17 protein-coding genes and 1 tRNA gene are annotated in these 16,956 nt (G+C 64.0%); 6 read left to right on the top strand and 12 right to left on the bottom strand.

What is annotated here, in order from left to right; translation table 11 throughout:
- Nucleotides 1-138: 138 nt before the first annotated feature.
- Both RBA95_RS05415 and RBA95_RS05420 read right to left on the bottom strand, forming a co-directional pair.
- Nucleotides 139-225 (bottom strand) — tRNA-Leu (locus RBA95_RS05415).
- A 61-nt stretch (nucleotides 226-286) separates the two neighbouring features.
- Nucleotides 287-532: a FliM/FliN family flagellar motor switch protein gene (locus RBA95_RS05420; protein ID WP_028284815.1), complete on the bottom strand. Its 246-nt coding sequence runs from the start codon at nucleotides 530-532 to the stop codon at nucleotides 287-289.
- 103 nt (nucleotides 533-635) lie between these two features.
- Here RBA95_RS05420 and lipB point away from each other — a divergent pair, with 103 nt between their 5' ends.
- Nucleotides 636-1,313, top strand: a complete 678-nt coding sequence (gene lipB / locus RBA95_RS05425) for a lipoyl(octanoyl) transferase LipB (protein ID WP_306015802.1) — start codon at nucleotides 636-638, stop codon at nucleotides 1,311-1,313.
- Nucleotides 1,314-1,319: 6 nt separating this feature from the next.
- Here lipB and RBA95_RS05430 read toward each other — a convergent pair whose 3' ends face one another.
- From RBA95_RS05430 to RBA95_RS05440, 3 genes are all read right to left on the bottom strand, one after another.
- Nucleotides 1,320-1,835: a hypothetical protein gene (locus tag RBA95_RS05430; protein ID WP_306015803.1), complete on the bottom strand. Its 516-nt coding sequence runs from the start codon at nucleotides 1,833-1,835 to the stop codon at nucleotides 1,320-1,322.
- An 89-nt stretch (nucleotides 1,836-1,924) separates the two neighbouring features.
- Nucleotides 1,925-2,500 carry a DUF805 domain-containing protein gene (locus tag RBA95_RS05435; RefSeq protein WP_306015804.1) on the bottom strand — a complete coding sequence of 192 codons (576 nt, stop codon included), beginning with the start codon at nucleotides 2,498-2,500 and terminating at the stop codon, nucleotides 1,925-1,927.
- Between the two features lie 120 nt (nucleotides 2,501-2,620).
- The gene (locus RBA95_RS05440; protein ID WP_306015805.1) at nucleotides 2,621-3,181 is read right to left on the bottom strand and encodes a DUF805 domain-containing protein; all 561 of its coding nucleotides are present in this window, start codon (nucleotides 3,179-3,181) and stop codon (nucleotides 2,621-2,623) included.
- Between the two features lie 232 nt (nucleotides 3,182-3,413).
- On the opposite strand from RBA95_RS05440, the gene RBA95_RS05445 reads away from it, so the two are divergent.
- Nucleotides 3,414-3,866 carry a TM2 domain-containing protein gene (locus RBA95_RS05445; RefSeq protein WP_306015806.1) on the top strand — a complete coding sequence of 151 codons (453 nt, stop codon included), beginning with the start codon at nucleotides 3,414-3,416 and terminating at the stop codon, nucleotides 3,864-3,866.
- A gap of 76 nt (nucleotides 3,867-3,942) precedes the next feature.
- Here the strand turns inward: RBA95_RS05445 and RBA95_RS05450 are convergent, their stop codons facing one another.
- The 6 genes from RBA95_RS05450 to RBA95_RS05475 form a co-directional block, all read right to left on the bottom strand.
- The gene (locus RBA95_RS05450; RefSeq protein ID WP_306015807.1) at nucleotides 3,943-5,973 is read right to left on the bottom strand and encodes an acetyl/propionyl/methylcrotonyl-CoA carboxylase subunit alpha; all 2,031 of its coding nucleotides are present in this window, start codon (nucleotides 5,971-5,973) and stop codon (nucleotides 3,943-3,945) included.
- 84 nt (nucleotides 5,974-6,057) lie between these two features.
- Nucleotides 6,058-6,564 carry a potassium channel family protein gene (locus RBA95_RS05455; RefSeq protein WP_306015808.1) on the bottom strand — a complete coding sequence of 169 codons (507 nt, stop codon included), beginning with the start codon at nucleotides 6,562-6,564 and terminating at the stop codon, nucleotides 6,058-6,060.
- Nucleotides 6,565-6,604: 40 nt separating this feature from the next.
- Entirely contained in the window at nucleotides 6,605-8,128 is a 1,524-nt protein-coding gene (locus tag RBA95_RS05460) for a Ppx/GppA phosphatase family protein (protein ID WP_306015809.1), read from the bottom strand.
- Entirely contained in the window at nucleotides 8,128-10,320 is a 2,193-nt protein-coding gene (locus RBA95_RS05465; protein WP_306015810.1) for an RNA degradosome polyphosphate kinase, read from the bottom strand. The genes RBA95_RS05460 and RBA95_RS05465 overlap by 1 nt, the downstream gene beginning before the upstream one ends.
- 34 nt (nucleotides 10,321-10,354) lie before the next feature.
- Nucleotides 10,355-11,023: a hypothetical protein gene (locus RBA95_RS05470; RefSeq protein ID WP_306015811.1), complete on the bottom strand. Its 669-nt coding sequence runs from the start codon at nucleotides 11,021-11,023 to the stop codon at nucleotides 10,355-10,357.
- On the bottom strand, nucleotides 11,023-12,075 hold the full coding sequence (locus RBA95_RS05475; protein WP_306015812.1) for a DUF2066 domain-containing protein: 1,053 nt from the start codon (nucleotides 12,073-12,075) through the stop codon (nucleotides 11,023-11,025). Before RBA95_RS05475 ends, RBA95_RS05470 begins: the two co-directional genes overlap by 1 nt.
- 146 nt (nucleotides 12,076-12,221) lie before the next feature.
- Between RBA95_RS05475 and purM the strand changes: the two genes are divergently transcribed.
- From purM to arfB, 4 genes are read left to right on the top strand one after another with little or no spacing between them, the layout of a single operon-like run.
- Nucleotides 12,222-13,259, top strand: coding sequence for a phosphoribosylformylglycinamidine cyclo-ligase (purM, locus tag RBA95_RS05480; protein ID WP_306015813.1), 1,038 nt, complete (start codon nucleotides 12,222-12,224; stop codon nucleotides 13,257-13,259).
- 2 nt (nucleotides 13,260-13,261) lie between these two features.
- Nucleotides 13,262-13,918, top strand: a complete 657-nt coding sequence (purN, locus tag RBA95_RS05485; RefSeq protein ID WP_306015815.1) for a phosphoribosylglycinamide formyltransferase — start codon at nucleotides 13,262-13,264, stop codon at nucleotides 13,916-13,918.
- Between the two features lie 36 nt (nucleotides 13,919-13,954).
- Nucleotides 13,955-15,271 (top strand): MFS transporter, encoded by a 1,317-nt coding sequence (locus RBA95_RS05490; RefSeq protein ID WP_306015816.1) that lies wholly within the window; start codon nucleotides 13,955-13,957, stop codon nucleotides 15,269-15,271.
- A gap of 1 nt (nucleotide 15,272) precedes the next feature.
- On the top strand, nucleotides 15,273-15,686 hold the full coding sequence (gene arfB, locus RBA95_RS05495) for an alternative ribosome rescue aminoacyl-tRNA hydrolase ArfB (RefSeq protein WP_306015817.1): 414 nt from the start codon (nucleotides 15,273-15,275) through the stop codon (nucleotides 15,684-15,686).
- On the opposite strand, the gene RBA95_RS05500 is transcribed toward arfB, so the two are convergent.
- Complete coding sequence (locus RBA95_RS05500; protein ID WP_306015818.1) at nucleotides 15,683-16,915, bottom strand: winged helix-turn-helix domain-containing protein; 1,233 nt, start codon at nucleotides 16,913-16,915, stop codon at nucleotides 15,683-15,685. The genes arfB and RBA95_RS05500 overlap by 4 nt on opposite strands.
- Between the last annotated feature and the right edge of the window lie 41 nt (nucleotides 16,916-16,956).

The raw sequence follows: 16,956 nt of genomic DNA on the forward strand, positions 1-16,956 counted from the left end.
GGAAACAGGGTGCAGACAATACGATAGGCGTGAGGCGCGACGAAATCGAGACAGCGAATGCGGTTGATGCGAAAAAACAAAAAAGCCTGACGCGTTGCGTCAGGCTTGTCTGTCATCGCCCTCGGGGAGCGAGAAATATGGTGCGGCCGAGAAGACTCGAACTTCCACGGGAGTTACCCCACAGCGACCTCAACGCTGCGCGTCTACCAATTCCGCCACGGCCGCGAATTGGGAAGCGGGCATGTACCAACCCCCGACCCGCTTGTGAAGCCCCCATGTGCTGGGCTTATGCAGCAAAATAGTCGTGAACGTCGGCTGCATCAGTGATCGAGACCGCCACGCGATCACCCTGAATGATGATCTCGCCACGCGCGATCGGGTGATTATTGGCCAGAATCCACACTTCATCATGCTCAGCGGCGTCCAGCGGAATCACCGCGCCCCGCCCCATGCGCAGGAACTGGTGAATAGGCAGCTTGGACCGGCCCAGAAGCACGGAAATTTCAACCTGAACGGCGCCGAGTTGGCTCATGGAGTGTGCATCACTGTTGCTGTAGGGCGCATGACCCTTGCCATGCGCGTATTGGCTCACGATGTTCCGCTACGGTTTCTCGACAGTTAAAGGCGTGCAAAACATGACGGACACGATCGGCTGGGCGGTCTCCGAGACCCGCATCCCCTACCCCGACGCCGTGGCGGCCATGGAAGCGCGCGCCGAAGCTATCGCCCGTGGCGAGGCTGGGGAGCTGATCTGGCTGCTCGAGCATGATCCGCTCTACACCGCCGGCACCAGCGCCAAGCCCGAAGACCTGCAGGATCCTGAACGATTCCCGGTTCATGCGACAGGCCGCGGGGGTGAGTACACCTATCACGGCCCCGGGCAACGCGTGGCCTATGTGATGTTGGACCTGCGCGAGCGCGGCCGGGATGCACGCAAATTCGTGCGCGATCTCGAGCAATGGATCATCGATACGCTCGACAGCTTCAATGTCACCGGCGAGCGCCGTTGCGGACGCGTGGGCGTCTGGGTCGATCGCACCCAACCCGGCGGACCCGAGCGCGAGGACAAGATCGCCGCCATCGGCATCCGCCTGCGCCGCTGGGTGTCGTTTCACGGCATTGCGCTGAATGTGGAGCCGGACCTGTCACACTTTGGCGGCATCACGCCCTGCGGCATCTCTGACCCGCGCTATGGCGTGACCAGCCTTGTGGACCTGGGACTGCCCGTGACGCTGGATGATGCCGACCTGGCGCTCAAGCAGGCGTTTGAAGGCGTGTTCGGCGCCACCCATCGCGAAGACCCGCCCGTCTAGCCGCGCCTAGCGACGGGCCGTCCAATAGCCCACTGCGGCCAGCACCAGCCAGAAGCCCCAAACGGAGGGCCAGGCGCCTGATTGCAGGATGGCCATGGCGAATTCAGGGTCCGAGCTGAGACGGTTCTGATAGGCCTGCTGGATGACGGGATCGCTCGCGGCTGCCTGGACCGCCGCCGGGTCATTCATATTCACGCCCTGATCTTCCAGAAACGCGACAAACTGCGGATAGGCGCGGATCGCCATCGCGAACAGCCCCGTGAGCATCTTCACCACCGTGGCCCCTGCCAGCACGCCCAGGGCCAGGAACGCGGGTTTGCCCAACGTTCGGTAGCGGTTGATGAACACCGTGCTGACAAAGAAGGCGATCACCAGCCAGGACAGCAAGCCCGCCGCCGGCGAAAAGCTGATCCGGACCGCATCCAGCGCCGCGATCACGCCCAGGCCGATCCAGAATTCGTCCTCGGTGGAGCGGAAAACCGGCATGAAGGCCGTCTTCAGATCAAAGCTGGGCTGGGTCACGCTGGTTCCTCATAGACAAACGCGCGCCCCGGTATGAAACGGAGCGCGCGTCCATGGCAAGCCCGCCCTGCGCTGCAGGGCGGATTCAATCACTGCTGATCGGGATCTTCCGGCGTCTCGACCGGGGATTCGGCGGGCATGGCCTCCGGCGCGCCCTCGGCGCCCGGAACCGGACCATAGCGGTTCTCTTCCGGGTCCTGCTTGAGCACGGCGTTGGCGCCGAAAATCATGCCGATGGACACAAGCGCGCTCAGAATCGCGCTGGGCAGCGCCGTGGCTTGAGACGAGGCTTCGCTGGCTTGCATGATGGCGTCGGGATTACCCGTCTCCATGGCGGCGGCCATCATCCGGGCGGATTCGCCGCCGAACATCACCGTGACGATCTGGTTGACGATCATCAGCAGGACGAACCAGACCACCAGCGCCACAAGAAAAAGCCAGCCGGACTTACCGGCATCGTGCAGGCGTTTGGACCAGATGCAGACCCATGGATAGATCAACGCCAGGCTGACGATCAGGGACAGGGCCCCTGCGGCAACGACCGGTAGGAACAGCGGCGTCAGTCCGATGACAAAAGCGATCGCAACCAGCACAAGGCCGGCTTTCTGGAAGTCCGCCGGCGCCATCCGGCCGTTTGCAGACATCATGGAGGCTACAAGGCTCATGGGGTCCCCTCAGTATCAGAATGAGTCTGGTGCGTTTCATTATTCCCGCCGGGGCGGGTAACCGATCACCATCCTCTCTTGATCCGCGATCAAGGGCAATGGCGAACCGGGCGAAAACGCCTAGCCTTCCGCAGGGGGCGCGCCTGCGGACCGTGTCGCCGCCTGCGTGTAACGGGCCGATTTCGGCGCCGGGCCATAAGCGTTGTCATCCGGGTCCGCCGACAGAACGCCCACCCAGATCGTATAGACCAGCCAGGTCAGCGCCGAGAGCGACCAGAAGAGCAACAGGCCGCCAGCCGCGATGACGCCGCCGCTCACCAGCTGCGCCGTGGCCTGGGGCGACAGATCTCCCGATTCCAGCGCTTCCCAACCGCCCGGCTTGCCGACGACATCCAGGAAGGGCGCGATGGCGGCCCCACCGGCGGCGACCACGCCAAAGCCGAGCAAGGACAGTGAAATCGCCCAGGGAATCAGATGGATCCAGCCGGTCTTTCCGGCATCGTGCAGACGCTTGGCCGGCACCACCGCCCCCACATACAACAGGCCGAGAAAGACGAGCCCGCCAATGAAGGGCACCGGGGTCAGGAACAGATTGGCCAGCACCACAATAAGCATGCCCAACCAGTATTCGTTCTGGCCGATGCGTCCATGGGGACTGAAGAGGATGTGACCGAGATTCATTCAAGGCTCCCAGAATTGATCTTACAGCCTGCCCTTTTGTGCGGCAGTGCGTCAAATGAAGTCTAGGTAAGCTCAGGCGCAGCTCGATCGTTTAGGTGTTAACTCGCGCTTCATGGCGTCAGGGCGATACCTTGCTTTCACGTCCCAAGCGGGCTTTGCTGGGGACAAGGTTTTTTGATTCCAGTCACGCGCTCAAATGCTTGCAGCGCAGCACACTATGAAGGGGCAGGCCATGAAAGGCGCCATTCTCGAATACAATCCCGCCTCCGGCTCCGGCCTGATCAGCGGCAATGACGGGACCCGCTATACCTTCAAGGGCACCGAATTCCGCGGAGATGTGACGAAAATCAAGATCGGCGTCGAAGTCGATTTCGAAGTCAGCGAAGCGGGCGGCGAAGCGATCAACATCTTCCCGCTCAGCGTTCCCGCTGCGGGCAACAAGAACAAGATCGTCGCCGGCCTTCTGGCGATTTTCCTCGGCGGCCTCGGCATCCACAAGTTCTATCTGGGCTTCGCCGGTCCGGGCATCATCATGCTGCTGGTCTGGCTGTTCGGCTGGATCCTGTTCGGCATCCCGACCCTGATCATCGGCCTCATCGCCCTGATCGAAGGCATCATCTACCTGACCAAGGATGACGACGCCTTCACCGAGACCTATGAGGTCCAGAAAAAGGGCTGGTTCTAGACCCTGCCGCACCGGCCAAAGAAAAAGGCTGCGCTCAGACGAGCGCAGCCTTTTTTGTGTCTGTTGAGCTGTCCGACTATTCGAACTCGATGAGAAGCTCGTCTGCGGCGACCGACGCGCCCGCTTCGCAATTGACGGACTTGATGACGCCATCGAGCTCGGCCCGCAGCACGTTTTCCATCTTCATGGCTTCAACCACCATCAGCGCCTCACCGGCCTTGACCTCCTGGCCGGCCTCGACGGCGATGGAGACCACAAGGCCGGGCATCGGGCTGGTGATCAGCTTGGCGGTGTCCACTGGCTCTTTTTCCGGCAAGCGAGCATGCAGCTCGGCGATGCGCGGGGTGCAAACCAGCGCATCCGCCTGATAACCGCGATGGCGCAGCTTGTAGCCTTCGGTGCGATCCGCCACGAAGAGTGAGAAATCCTGCCCGTCGAGCGTGCCTTCAAACATGTGCTCGCCTGGCTTCCAGCTGGTCGTCAGAACCACAGGCTCGGCGATCAGGCCCGGCGCCCACAGCTCTGCGCCGGCCTCATCCAGATCCATGGCGCCTTCGGGGATGCGCAGCTCCACCGGGAAGCTCTGATTGTCAAAGATCACCACCCATTCATGCGCCTCGCCCTCTTCGGGCAACGGGGCAATGCGACCGGACACGCGCGCGGCGCGCTCGACGAACACCGTGTGCATGAAGGCGGCGGCGGCGGCCATCACCTTGAGCTGGAACTCGGTCGGCGCGGTGCCATGGAAGCCTTCGGGGAAATGCTCGTCGATATAGCCGGTATGGATGCGGCCCGCCTTGAAATCGGGTTCGTCCAGCACCGCCGACAGGAAGGGGGCGTTGGACTGCAGCCCGTCCACATGCAGCCGGTCCAGGGTTTCAGCCAGGGCGTCGATCGCCGCTTCGCGGTTGTCGCCATACCCGATCACCTTGGCGATCATCGGGTCATAGAACATGGAAATCTCGTCGCCTTCGCGCACGCCGGAATCAATGCGCAACGCGCCATTGCCGATCGGGCCTTCCAGCGGCTCGGAATAATGCTTCAGACGGCCAATCGAGGGCAGGAAGCCGCGATACGGGTCTTCGGCATAAAGGCGCGCTTCCACGGCCCAGCCCTTGATGGTCATGTCGGATTGCTTGAAGCCCAGCTCCTGGCCGGACGCCACACGGATCATCTGCTCCACAAGGTCGATATCGTGGGTCAGCTCGGTGACCGGGTGCTCCACCTGCAGGCGGGTATTCATTTCCAGGAAGTAGAAATTGCGATCCGGGTCGACGATGAATTCGACCGTGCCGGCGCTGTCATAATCCACCGCCTTGGCCAGCGCGACGGCCTGCTCGCCCATCTTCTGGCGGGTCGCCTCGTCCAGGAACGGGGACGGCGCCTCTTCCAGCACCTTCTGGTTCCGGCGCTGAACCGAGCATTCGCGCTCGTTGAGATGGACCACATGGCCGTGCTTGTCGCCCAGCACCTGGATTTCGATATGGCGCGGCTTCTCGACGAATTTCTCGATCAGGATGCGATCATCGCCAAAGGAGGATTTGGCTTCGTTGCGCGCCGCCTTGAAGCCCTCGCGGACTTCTTCATCAGAGCGCGCAATGCGCATGCCCTTGCCGCCGCCGCCCGCGGAGGCCTTGATCATCACCGGATACCCGATGTCATTGGCGACCTCGACCGCCTGCTGGTCATCCTCGATCTCGCCCTTGAAGCCCGGAACGGTGCTGACGCCGGCTTCAGCCGCCAGCTTCTTGGATTCCAGCTTGTCGCCCATGGCCGAGATGGCGTGCGGGTTGGGCCCGATCCAGGCGATGTTCTTTTCCGCCAGCGCCTTGGGGAAGGCGGCGTTTTCAGACAGGAAGCCGAAACCGGGGTGAACCGCATCCGCGCCCGTATCCACACAGGCCTGGATGATCTTGTCCATCTGCAGATAGGATTCGCCCGGCGCAGGCGGGCCGATGAACACCGCCTCATCGGCCATTTCCACCGCCAGCGTGTCTGCATCCGCTTCGGAATAGACCGCCACGGTGGGAATGCCCAACCGCTTGCAGGTCTTGATGACGCGCACAGCAATTTCGCCGCGGTTGGCGATGAGGATCTTGTTGAACATGTCCGGTCCTGTGGAACTTCTGATTTATGTGCCGCCGGTTTAGCGCGCCCCGGATGCAGTCGGCAAGTCGGCGTGGATGTTCGTCTAATCCTGATCCGGTTTGCGTCTGGACGTCTGGCGGCTTTCAAACAGCTCCGCCTCATCCTGCCGGCGCTCCAGCCATTGAAACTCGACAGAACGCATCCGGCTGACCACCTGCAGCAGGAAGGCTGTGGACCAGCCCAGCAGCAAGAAGCCGTTCGCGCTTTCGATCGCCGCCAGAACCCGCCAGCCCGGCTCCAGCACGATGTCGCCATAGCCCACCGTGGTGAAGGTCGAGGTGGAGAAATACAGCGCCGCTTCAAACGTATCGATGACGCCGCCGAGCCGATACAGCACGGCATAGACCCAGATCTCGAGCGTGTGCAGGAAGAACAGGGTCAGGACCACGGCCAGGATCAGCCCCATCTGCCACCAGGCGGCGCCGGTATGGCTCGACCGCCCTTCCCGCTTGCGCATGACGACGATCAGGGCGGACAGACCCGCCACATGGATGGCGGTGGTCAGAACCACCATGAGAGTGGACAGGAACAGATACGGGGCAAGGGTCAAACCGGTCTCTCCCCGGGCCCGAGAGTGGGCCCACTCAGCTTCAGATGTCCGCCTCGGCCTTCAGCTCCATGACCGCGCAGAACTGCTCGAAGCGGCGCAGGGCGCGCTCCACGATCAGATCCCCCGAATCCGGGGATGGCGTAATGACCAGGGCGTCATCGGTTCGCGTCAATGAAAACGCCTTGAGCAATTGCCCGGTGCGGCCGGACAGGGCCGCGCCAAAGCGCATGCCCAGCCCCAGGCGCAGCGCCGCCGTGCGCTGGGCTTCATCCAGGAGCTGGGAAGACACGCAATCCTCCGCCCGGCTTGTCTTGCCTTCATAGCGATGATGCAGCGCCAGGGCGAGAAAGGCCCGTTCGGCATGGCTCAAACCGCCAATCGGCGCATAGAGCACCTGGGTGAAAGCCAGATCGCCGCGATGGTCAGGATGCAGGCGCGCGCCAATATCGCTCAAACGGCCCGCCGCGGCGCGCAAGCGCCGGTCCTGCTGCTCACCGAAGACCGGCGCTTCCGCCGCGAAGGCCGGCTCCAGCCAGTCCGCCAGCGCCGGGCCGAACTTCGGCTCGGGCGATGTGGCCAGCGCCATGATCTCCGCGCCGCTCAGTAACGGATCGCCTTCCACGACCACAGAGGGGTCACTGACGCACACCACGCCTTCGCGCAGACCATAGGCGGAGAAGACCACGCGCTTGAACCCGCCCGCCTTCATAACCCGTTCCAACAACAAGGCGGCATAGGGCAGCGTCGCGGCGCGTTTGGACGACACGCCAGGCACGGAGGCCAGCGAGGCTTCGCTCTGGTTCTTGGCGAAATCCGCGGTCTTGCGCACCTGTTCGAGATTGAGCTCGTACTCGTGCAACAGGCGCAAGGGATAATTGCGCATGCTCATGGACAGGTTGGCGAAGGACCGCCAGGCGCCGCCGACGGCATAGAAGGTATCGCCTTCCTGGCTCAACACGGAGGCGGCGCGCTCCAGTTCGGCATCCACGCGCGCCTGCAAGGCATCGGCCTTGGAACCTGCCGCGTTCACCGCCAGCGGGCCAAGCGGCAGCGTGACCGCTTTCTTGATAGCGCGCCCTTTGAGACGGGTCAGCTCCAGGCTGGAGCCGCCCAGATCGCCCGCAACGCCGTACGCATCGCCCACGCCCGCCAGAACCCCGAGCGAGGAATACCGCCCCTCTTCCTCTCCGCTCAGCACATCGATCACGAGGCCCGTCTCGCGCCGGACGCGCTCGACGAAGTCCGGGCCGTCCTCGCATTCGCGTACGGCGGCGGTGGCCACCACGCCGCGCGTGGTTACGCCCTTGGCGTCCAGAAGCCGGGTGAAGCGGATCAGCGTGCGCAGCGCTGCTTCGACGCCTTCGGGATTGAGCCGGCCTGTGTCCGACGCGCCCTTGCCCAGCCCCGCCATGGTCTTCTCGTTGAAGACCGGCCAGAGCACCCGGCCTTCGACCCGGAACTGGACCAGACGGATCGAGTTTGAGCCCACATCGATGACGGCCACATCCCGGCCCTTGAGCTGTGGCTCGGCATCGCCGAACCCGAAGATGTCACGCACCCCCATCAGTCGCGCGGACCCACATGGGGAAAGGCGGGCGGCTGGTCCTGCTTGAGCGCTTCGCCGCGCCCGGACAGGGAGGGATTGGTCATGAAATAGGCGTGAGCGGAGAACGGATCGTCCACCCCGTCCGCATCAAAGCGGGTATAGGTGCCGTCCGGGTTCATGTACCAGGTCTGGGTCTCGTCATTGAGGTTGGCGACCATGATCTGATCGAGCACCTGTCGATGTACGGTCGGGTTCTCGATCGGGCACAGCGTCTCGATCCGGCGATCAAGATTGCGCGGCATCCAGTCCGCCGACGAGATGTAGACTTCCGCCTGCGGGCTGGGCATGGGCGCGCCATTGGCGAAACAGGCAATGCGCGAATGCTCCAGGAAGCGCCCGACGATCGATTTGACGCGGATATTCTCCGACAGGCCCGGCACACCCGGCTTGAGACAGCAGATGCCGCGCATGATCAGCTCGACGCGCACGCCCGCCTGGCTGGCTTCATAGAGCTTGTCGATGACGCGCGGATGCACCAGCGAGTTCATCTTCGCCCAGACTCCCGCCGGCTTGCCGGCCCTGGCGTTCTCGATCTCACGATCGATTTTCTCGCAGATGAATTCGAGCATGTTGATCGGGCTGATCACCAGCTTTTCCAGCTCCTGCGGACGCGCATAACCGGTGACGTAGTTGAAGATGCGCCCCGCGTCGCGGCCAAAGGTCGGGTCGGCGGTGAACAGCGACAGGTCGGTGTAGATGCGCGCGGTGATCGGGTGGTAATTGCCCGTCCCGAAATGGGCGTAGGTGCGCAATTCGCTGCCTTCGCGACGCACCACCAGCGAGATCTTGGCGTGGGTCTTGTACTCGATGAAGCCATAAACGACCTGCACGCCCGCCCGCTCGAGATCGCGCGCCCAGCGCAGATTGGCCTCTTCGTCAAAGCGCGCCTTCAATTCCACGAGCGCGGTGACGTTCTTGCCTGCCTCCGCCGCCTCGATCAACGCTGCGATGATCGGGGAATCCTTGGATGTGCGGTACAGCGTCTGCTTGATGGTGATGACGTCCGGATCTCGCGCTGCCTGGCGCAGGAACTCCACCACCACGTCAAAGCTCTCATAGGGGTGGTGAACGATCAGGTCCTTGGCGCGCACCGCCGCGAAGACATCTCCGCCATGATCCTTGATGCGCTCGGGAAAGCGCGGCTCATAGGGGTCGAATTTCAGCTCGGGGCGCTCATCGGGGATCATCTGGCCCAGCTGAGCCATGCCCAGCAGCCCGTCCACCAGCTGAACATCCTGTTTCTCGGCATGCAGCTGCTGGGTGATGAAGCGACGCAATTCTTCCGGCATGCCCGCTTCGATTTTCAGCCGCACCAGCACGCCGCGGCGGCGTTGCTTGAGAAGCGCCTCGAACTCGCGCACCAGGTCCTCGGCCTCTTCCTCGATCTCGATATCGCTGTCGCGAATGATGCGGAAGGCGCCCTTGCCGACCAGATCAAAGCCGGGAAAGAGCGCATCCATGAACAGGATCAGGATGGTCTCAAGCGCGATGAAGCGTTTGACCGGGCGGCCCTGCTCATCCACGCGATCGGTGGGGATCTCGATGAACCGCTTCACCCCGGCCGGCATGGGCAACAGCGCATTCATGATCCGCCCGTCGCGCTGACGCTTGAGCTTGAGCATCAGGGCGAAACCCAGATTGGGGATGAAGGGGAACGGGTGCGCGGGGTCGATCGCCAGCGGCGTGATCACCGGCAGGGTGTGCGCCAGGAAATCGTCGCGCAGCCATTCGCGCTCCTTGGCGGTCAGGGTGTCCTGATCCACCAGCTCCACGCCTTCATTCGCCAACAGGTCCTGCAACTCGCGCCAGGTCTCCTGTTGCGCCGCCATCAGATGCGTGGCGGCGGCGTTGATCTGCTCAAGCTGCTGGGCCGGCGTACAGCCATCCATGCCCGGCCGGTCCATGCCGTTGCGCACCTGCGCCCGCAGGCCCGCCACGCGAACCATGTAGAATTCGTCCAGATTGCTGGCCGAGATCGACAGGAAGCGCAGCCGTTCGAGCACCGGATGGCGCGGATTGCGCGCCTCCTCGATGACCCGCCAGTTGAATTGCAGCCAGGACAGCTCGCGATTGATGAACCGGTCCGGAGACGCCATCAAAGCCTCCACATCGGTCGAGGATCCGGAGGATGAAGGCGCGGCGTCGGTCATCACGGGGCTCCAAACAGGCGAAGGGCGCGTCGGGTCAACTGGATAGGGCTGACAGAGCTTCGCGCGCAAGGGGGCGTGTGACCGGTCCTTTTCGCGCCAAAGCCTCGCGATCGAGCCAGGCTGTCAGCCGCCTTGCGTAATCAACCGATCGCTCCATGCGATCAAGCAGATATTCAAGAACTCCTGGTGACAACGGCGTGCGCTTGTCCCGGAACAGCTTTTCCATCACCTGCCGCAACAGCGCGTCATCAGGCTCGTGCAATACGGCGGTTTCCGTGGCGATCAGGCGCGAGGCCAGGTCCGGCAGACTGACCGGCCATTCGGCCGGCGATTTCCCCGCCGTCATCAGTACGGTCACCCCTGCATCCCCGGCGGCGCGGTTGAGCAGATGAAACAGCGCGTCTTCATCCACGCCCTTGTCGCAGTCTTCCACGAGTACCGCCACACCGCGCCCGACAGTCTTCAGCCCCTGGGACAGCGATGCGGCGTCCAGCGCCGTGGCGCGGGTGCGCGCCGTCCACATATGTGACAGATGGGTCTTGCCACTGCCCGGCGGGCCCACCAGCAGAAGATGGCCCTGCCGCCAGCGCGGCCAGCGATTGACCAGCGCCAGCGCGGCGGCGTTCGCCTCGCTCACGGCAAAGGCTTCTGCCCGATAATCGGGCTCCAGCACCAGATCGAGTGCGAGTTGTCCTGGCTTCATTAGCGGCTGCGCACCGTCCACCCGAGCGTTTCATCCTCGGCCAGAACCGCGCCACGCGCGCGCAGTTCGGCCATGACCTGTTCGCGCGCGCCGCGATGGGTGATCGTCATCGCAGCGCCATTGCGCGACACGGCGTCCAGGCGCGCATTCTGAATCAGCGACGCGCCCGTCACCGCCTGTTGCAGCTCACGCCATTCGGCGAGATTGTCAAAAAGAATGCTCACGTCCAGTTCGGCCACACTGGTGTCCCGCACCACGCTGGCGCGCTTCCAGGCGTCCTCGAGCGGCGCGATGATGGCGCGAGCGGCGGCTGTGTAATCGCCCTCGACAGTCACGCGCTCAACCGTTTCGCGCTGCACGGCGCCAGTTTCGTCAAAGCTGACGATCACGCCGGCGGCGCGCGTCGCGTTCGCATCCTGACGCGCGACCAGCACCATCACCTTGCCCAGTCCGGTCATGTCGAGCACCGCCTGGAGCGCCGCCGGATCAAGCGCGGCGATCTCATCCAGAACGACCGCATCCTCCGCCACCAGCTCGACCGGGGTCAGGGCGTGCTCGAAGCCGCCCTCATTCCAGGCCTCGTACCAGTCTCCGCCCAGGACGCGCTCGCCGGTTTCAAGCTCGGTGATCGGGATCAACGCCATGGCTTCGGCCTGGGATTCCACAAAGGGCACGCCCAGACCGGTGAGATAGCGCCGTACGGCGCGCGGATCGAAATCGAGGCTGAGCACCCCGCGATACCGGGTCGCCGAGCGTTGCTCATCAGAAATCTGGAGGCCGGCGATCAGACTCGCCGCATCATCGGCGGACAGAACCAGAAGGTCTGATTCCATCCGGTCTTCAGGCAGGGTCAGGCGTTCGAGAAGCTCGATCGCGCCTTCGGTCTGACCTTGTTGAAGCGCGGTCCGCTGGGCTTCGGTCGCCGTGTCCGCACGCGCGTCGATTTCAACCCCGTCCACCGTGAACGGGCTGTCGGCGAACGCCGAAACGCTCAACGCCCCGGCCGCCAATCCCGCCAAAGCCCATTGCGCAGCCTGCCTGATCGCTTGCATGGTCATCCCCTAATGCGCCAGTTCGAGGGCGACTATACGCGCTTGCGCGCTGCGGTGAACCCTGTTGCGGCGCCCCGCCCCCTCGCACTTTTCACGATTGCGCGCTATGCACGCGCTTTCCGACGACTTGGCCAAGGGAGCCGCCCGTGTCCCAATCCGACGCGACCAACACATCCGGACTGACCTATGCCGACGCCGGCGTGAGCATTGATGCAGGCGATGCGCTGGTCCAGGCGATCAAGCCGCTGGCGAAATCCACCGCGCGTCCGGGCGCCGACACTGGCCTGGGCGGCTTTGGCGGCGCCTTTGATCTCAAGGCCGCAGGCTTCAACGATCCGGTTCTGGTCTCGGGCACCGATGGCGTCGGCACCAAGCTCAAGCTCGCCATCAGCTCCGGCCTGGTGAACACGGTCGGCATCGATCTGGTGGCCATGTGCGTGAACGACATTCTCGCCCAGGGCGCCGAGCCGCTCTTCTTCCTGGACTATTTCGCGACCGGAAAGCTCGATCCGGCCCGCGGGGCCGCCGTGGTCGAGGGCATCGCCGAAGGCTGTCGCCAGTCCGGCTGCGCCCTCATTGGTGGCGAGACCGCCGAAATGCCCGGCATGTATACGGGCGAGGATTTCGATCTGGCGGGCTTTGTCGTCGGCGCCGCCGAGCGGGGCGCATTGCTGCCGCGCCATGACCTGATGAAGGAAGGCGACGCACTGATCGGCCTCGCCTCCTCGGGCCCGCACTCGAACGGCTATTCCCTGATCCGCCGGATCATCGATCATGCCGGTCTCGATTTTGACAGCGACGCACCTTTCGCGCCGGGCCGCAAGCTGGCCGAAGCCCTGCTCGAACCCACCCGCATCTATGTCAAAGCGCTGATGCCCCTGATCCGCGAAGGCCGCATCAAGGGCCTGGCGCATATCACCGGCGGCGGCATTACCGAGAACACCCCGCGCATGCTGCCGAACCACCTCACCTTTGATGTGGATTATGACAGCTTTGAGCGCCCCGCCGTCTTTAAATGGCTGGCCGAGGCAGGCAGTGTGGCCGAAAGCGAGATGCGCCGGACATTCAATTGCGGCGTCGGCATGATCCTCGCGGTCGAGGCGTCCGAGGCGCACTCGATTTGCGACACGTTAAACGCTGCGGGTGAAACCGCGAGCGTGATTGGCGTTTTGAAGGCGAGCTAGGCATGGCGAAAACCAAAGTTGGCGTTTTGATCTCCGGTCGGGGATCAAACCTTCAGGCCTTGCTTGATGCGGCGCAGGCCGAGGACTTCCCCGCCGAGATCGTCCTCGTCCTGTCCAACAAGGCGGGCGCACAGGGCCTGGAGCGGGCGCGCAAGGTGGGCGTGGCCACCGGCTTCATCGATCACACCCTTTATGAAGAGCGCGAGGCGTTCGAGAAGGATCTCGACGCCAAGCTGCGCGAAGCGGGCGTGCAGATCGTCTGCCTGGCCGGTTTCATGCGCATTCTCACGCCCTGGTTCGTCGAGAAATGGCGCGACCGGCTGTTGAATATCCATCCTTCGTTGCTGCCCGCCTTCAAGGGCGTGCACACGCATGAACGCGCGCTCGAACAGGGCGTGCGGGTTCATGGCTGCAGCGTGCATTTCGTACGCCCGGAAATGGATGATGGCCCGATCATCGGCCAGGCCGTGGTGCCTGTCATTTCAGGTGATACGCCCGACACCCTGTCCGCGCGCGTTCTGGAAGCCGAGCACAAGCTCTATCCGGCCTGCCTGAAACTGGTCGCAGAGGGCAAGGCCCGGGTTTCCGCCGAACGGGTCCGCATCGCCGACGGCAGTGAACCGGATAGCGGGACTGTCCTGATCAATCCCTCGGTCTAGTTCCATCTCACGGTTTCACGTGCGAGGACACAAGCCATGAGCGAGACGCCGGCCGACACGGTTTCACAGACCGTCTATTCCGCGCTGTACGATGATGACGAAGCGCGGGTGTGCAAGGACGTGCCTGAAAGCGCCTGTCAGCACCAGCCGCGCAACTGGGTGTTTTCCACCCTGTCGCTCAGCCTGACCAAGACCGGCGACGCGTTGGTCGACCCCAAGCTGACCCTCACCTGGCTGCTGGGCGCGTTGGGCGCGCCCGCTTTCCTGGTCGGCCTGCTGGCGCCTGTCCGGGAAGCTGGCGCCCTTCTGCCCCAGCTCTTCATCGCCGCCGGCATTCGCCAGCGCGAAAAACGCAAACATGTCTGGGCGGCAGGCTCGCTGGGTCAGGCCCTGGCGCTGGTGATCATGGGCGTGATCGCCCTGACGCTGGACGGTGCGCTCGCCGGTTGGCTGCTCATTGCGCTCGTGGCGGCCTTCGCCGTTTCGCGCAGCCTGTGCTCGGTCAGTCACAAGGATGTGCTGGGCAAGACGGTCTCCAAAACGCGACGCGGCGCGGTCAGCGGCTACGCCACGACCGTCTCCGGGCTTGTGGCGCTGGCTTTTGGACTGGTTCTGGTCATCAGCCCGGACACCGGCGCGCCGGTTATTGCCGGCCTGCTGTTTCTCGGCGCCTTGCTGTGGGTGATCGCCGCCCTGGTCTATCTGCAACTGGCCGAAGCGCCCGGCTCGACCGAAGGCGGCGCCAATGCCTTTCCCGAAGCGATCAAACAAGTGCGTCTTTTGTGGACCGACGTCGATTTCGGCAAGTTCGTCGCCGCCCGCACCCTGATGATCGCCACCTCCATCGCGCCGCCTTTCCTGGTCTCCGCCGCTCAGGACCGCACGGGCGCGGAGCTCGCCGGACTGGGCGGTTTCCTGATGGCCTCCGCCGGCGCCGGATTCGTCAGCGGCTGGGCCTGGGGACGGCTGGCGGACAGGTCGAGTCGGTGGGTTCTGGCGGCCGGGGGACTGGCAGGCGCCCTCGCCTGCCTGTTGAGCGGAAGCAGCCTTCTGATGGATGCGCCCTGGGCTGAACTGATGGTGTTTCACGCGGTCATCCTGTTCATCCTCGCCTTCGGCCATCAGGGCGTCCGGCTGGGGCGCTCCACCTATCTTGTGGACCTCGCCGACGAAGACACCCGCGCCAGCTACACCGCCGTCTCCAACACGGTTATCGGCGTGCTTTTGCTCGTTTATGGGCTGGTGATGGGCGGGCTCTATCAACTGGCCGGGCCCTGGGTCATGATCGGTCTTGCCGCGAGCGCCCTGCTCGGCGCCGGACTCGCCGTTTCTCTCAAACCCGTTTCGGGCTGACATGCGCATTACCGACGAGCTGATCATTGATGAAAGCCTGATCACCGAGCGCTTCGTGCGGTCCTCCGGTCCGGGCGGTCAGCATGTGAACAAGACCGAAAGCGCGGTGCAGCTGCGCTTTGACGTCAACGCCAGCGCGCTGCCCGACGCCCTGAAGCAACGCCTCAAGCGCATTGCCGGCAATCGCATGACCCAGGAGGGCGTGCTGGTCCTGCATGTGGAGGATCATCGCTCCCAGGAGCGTAATCGCGCCGAAGCGCGCACCCGGCTCAAGCGCCTGATCGAACAGGCCAGCCGCAAGCCCAAGCCGCGCCTGAAATCCCGTCCCTCGCTCAATTCGATCAAGCGTCAGAAGGACAAGAAGGCGAAGAAGAGCCAGACCAAGAGCCTGCGCCAGAAACCGCGTCTGGATTAGCGCGCGCAGCGCCCCCCGCCGGCCGCTTCGAGCTCCCGGCACAGGGCCTCCGCCCCCGGCTCGTCACCACCTGCCCGCAACAGCCTCGCCAGCCCGCTCACAGCCTCGGCGTTCAGCGGATCAAGCGCCAGAACACGGCGATACCATAGCTCGGCCTGCTGAGGCGCCCCCGCCTCGGCGCGCAAACGCGCCACCGCCAGCCCCACTTCAGAATGCCAGGGCCGGATCGCGACTGGATTAACGGCGTAATCGCGCGACATGGCTTCAAAGCTGCGCGCCAGAAGATCCGCCTGTCGGTCAGGATGGCCGGTCAGCTCCTCGAGCTCTGACAGATTGATCATCGCGCCCCAGTTTTCCGGGTCGATCACCAGCGCCCGGTCATATGCGCGACGCGCCGCGTCAAAGTCCGATTGCGCGGCCTTGATCAGTCCCAGCGCCCGCCAGGCGCGGGCATGGCCGGGATCAAGCCGGGTCGCCTCTTGCGCCAGGGCTTCGGCGCGCTCAAGCGCAGCCAGGGCGCGCGGCGTGTCCAGAGCGCCCGATTGCAAGGCCTCGGTCAGGGTGGAGCGGTTCGACGCGCCATCCAGATCCCAACGGATCACACGCTGGGTCAGCGCATTGGCCTGCCCGGCAAGCGCCGCCGCGTTTTCCGGGTCTTCGCTCAGCACACGCTCGTAAAGCCGCAAGGCCGCTTCATTGTCCGAACGGGTATATTGGGCGTAGAAGCCGTCGGCGCGATCAAGCAGCGCCAATGTCTCGCCTCGTGTTTGCGAGCCTTGATCCGGCGCTGAGGCCTGCGGGCTTCGCAACAGCACGCTGGCGCCGACCAGAATGACCACCAAAGCCAGGGCAGAAACCATCAGGACCGGTGCGCTCACCGTGCCGCCCGGCGCTTTCACCGCCTCATCCACAGGTTCGACGGGCGCGATCAGGCGATAGCCGCGACGCGATACAGTCTGCACATAGCGCGGGGATTTCGCGTCATCCCCCAGCGCCTGACGCAGTTTCCAGACCGTGCGCGACAGCGCATCCTCATTGACGCTGGCGTCCGGCCAGAGCGCGGCGGCGATCTCGTCCTTCGAACGCACCTCGCCCTGAGCCCCGGCCAGATAGACCAGAAGGTCCATGACCTGTGGCTCAAGCTCGACCGGACCGGCCTCGCTCTCGATCCGGTTGATCGCCGGTTCGACCCGGATCGGGCCCATCACAAACGGGGTGTCAGCGCTCATCAGTGCTCAAATCCGTAAAAGAAGGCAGGGTCAGACAATCA

Origin of the sequence: Oceanicaulis sp. MMSF_3324, assembly GCF_030733545.1 — a bacterium.
Taxonomy (GTDB): Bacteria; Pseudomonadota; Alphaproteobacteria; order Caulobacterales; family Maricaulaceae; genus Oceanicaulis.

What these genes read in the sequence shown, in the direction of transcription:
- RBA95_RS05420 (WP_028284815.1), bottom strand. Translation starts at nt 532, where the DNA reads ATGAGCCAACTCGGCGCCGTTCAGGTTGAAATTTCCGTGCTTCTGGGC.
- lipB (WP_306015802.1), top strand. Translation starts at nt 636, where the DNA reads ATGACGGACACGATCGGCTGGGCGGTCTCCGAGACCCGCATCCCCTAC.
- RBA95_RS05435 (WP_306015804.1), bottom strand. Translation starts at nt 2,500, where the DNA reads ATGAGCCTTGTAGCCTCCATGATGTCTGCAAACGGCCGGATGGCGCCG.
- RBA95_RS05440 (WP_306015805.1), bottom strand. Translation starts at nt 3,181, where the DNA reads ATGAATCTCGGTCACATCCTCTTCAGTCCCCATGGACGCATCGGCCAG.
- RBA95_RS05445 (WP_306015806.1), top strand. Translation starts at nt 3,414, where the DNA reads ATGAAAGGCGCCATTCTCGAATACAATCCCGCCTCCGGCTCCGGCCTG.
- RBA95_RS05450 (WP_306015807.1), bottom strand. Translation starts at nt 5,973, where the DNA reads ATGTTCAACAAGATCCTCATCGCCAACCGCGGCGAAATTGCTGTGCGC.
- RBA95_RS05460 (WP_306015809.1), bottom strand. Translation starts at nt 8,128, where the DNA reads ATGGGGGTGCGTGACATCTTCGGGTTCGGCGATGCCGAGCCACAGCTC.
- RBA95_RS05465 (WP_306015810.1), bottom strand. Translation starts at nt 10,320, where the DNA reads ATGACCGACGCCGCGCCTTCATCCTCCGGATCCTCGACCGATGTGGAG.
- RBA95_RS05470 (WP_306015811.1), bottom strand. Translation starts at nt 11,023, where the DNA reads ATGAAGCCAGGACAACTCGCACTCGATCTGGTGCTGGAGCCCGATTAT.
- RBA95_RS05475 (WP_306015812.1), bottom strand. Translation starts at nt 12,075, where the DNA reads ATGCAAGCGATCAGGCAGGCTGCGCAATGGGCTTTGGCGGGATTGGCG.
- purN (WP_306015815.1), top strand. Translation starts at nt 13,262, where the DNA reads ATGGCGAAAACCAAAGTTGGCGTTTTGATCTCCGGTCGGGGATCAAAC.
- RBA95_RS05490 (WP_306015816.1), top strand. Translation starts at nt 13,955, where the DNA reads ATGAGCGAGACGCCGGCCGACACGGTTTCACAGACCGTCTATTCCGCG.
- arfB (WP_306015817.1), top strand. Translation starts at nt 15,273, where the DNA reads ATGCGCATTACCGACGAGCTGATCATTGATGAAAGCCTGATCACCGAG.
- RBA95_RS05500 (WP_306015818.1), bottom strand. Translation starts at nt 16,915, where the DNA reads ATGAGCGCTGACACCCCGTTTGTGATGGGCCCGATCCGGGTCGAACCG.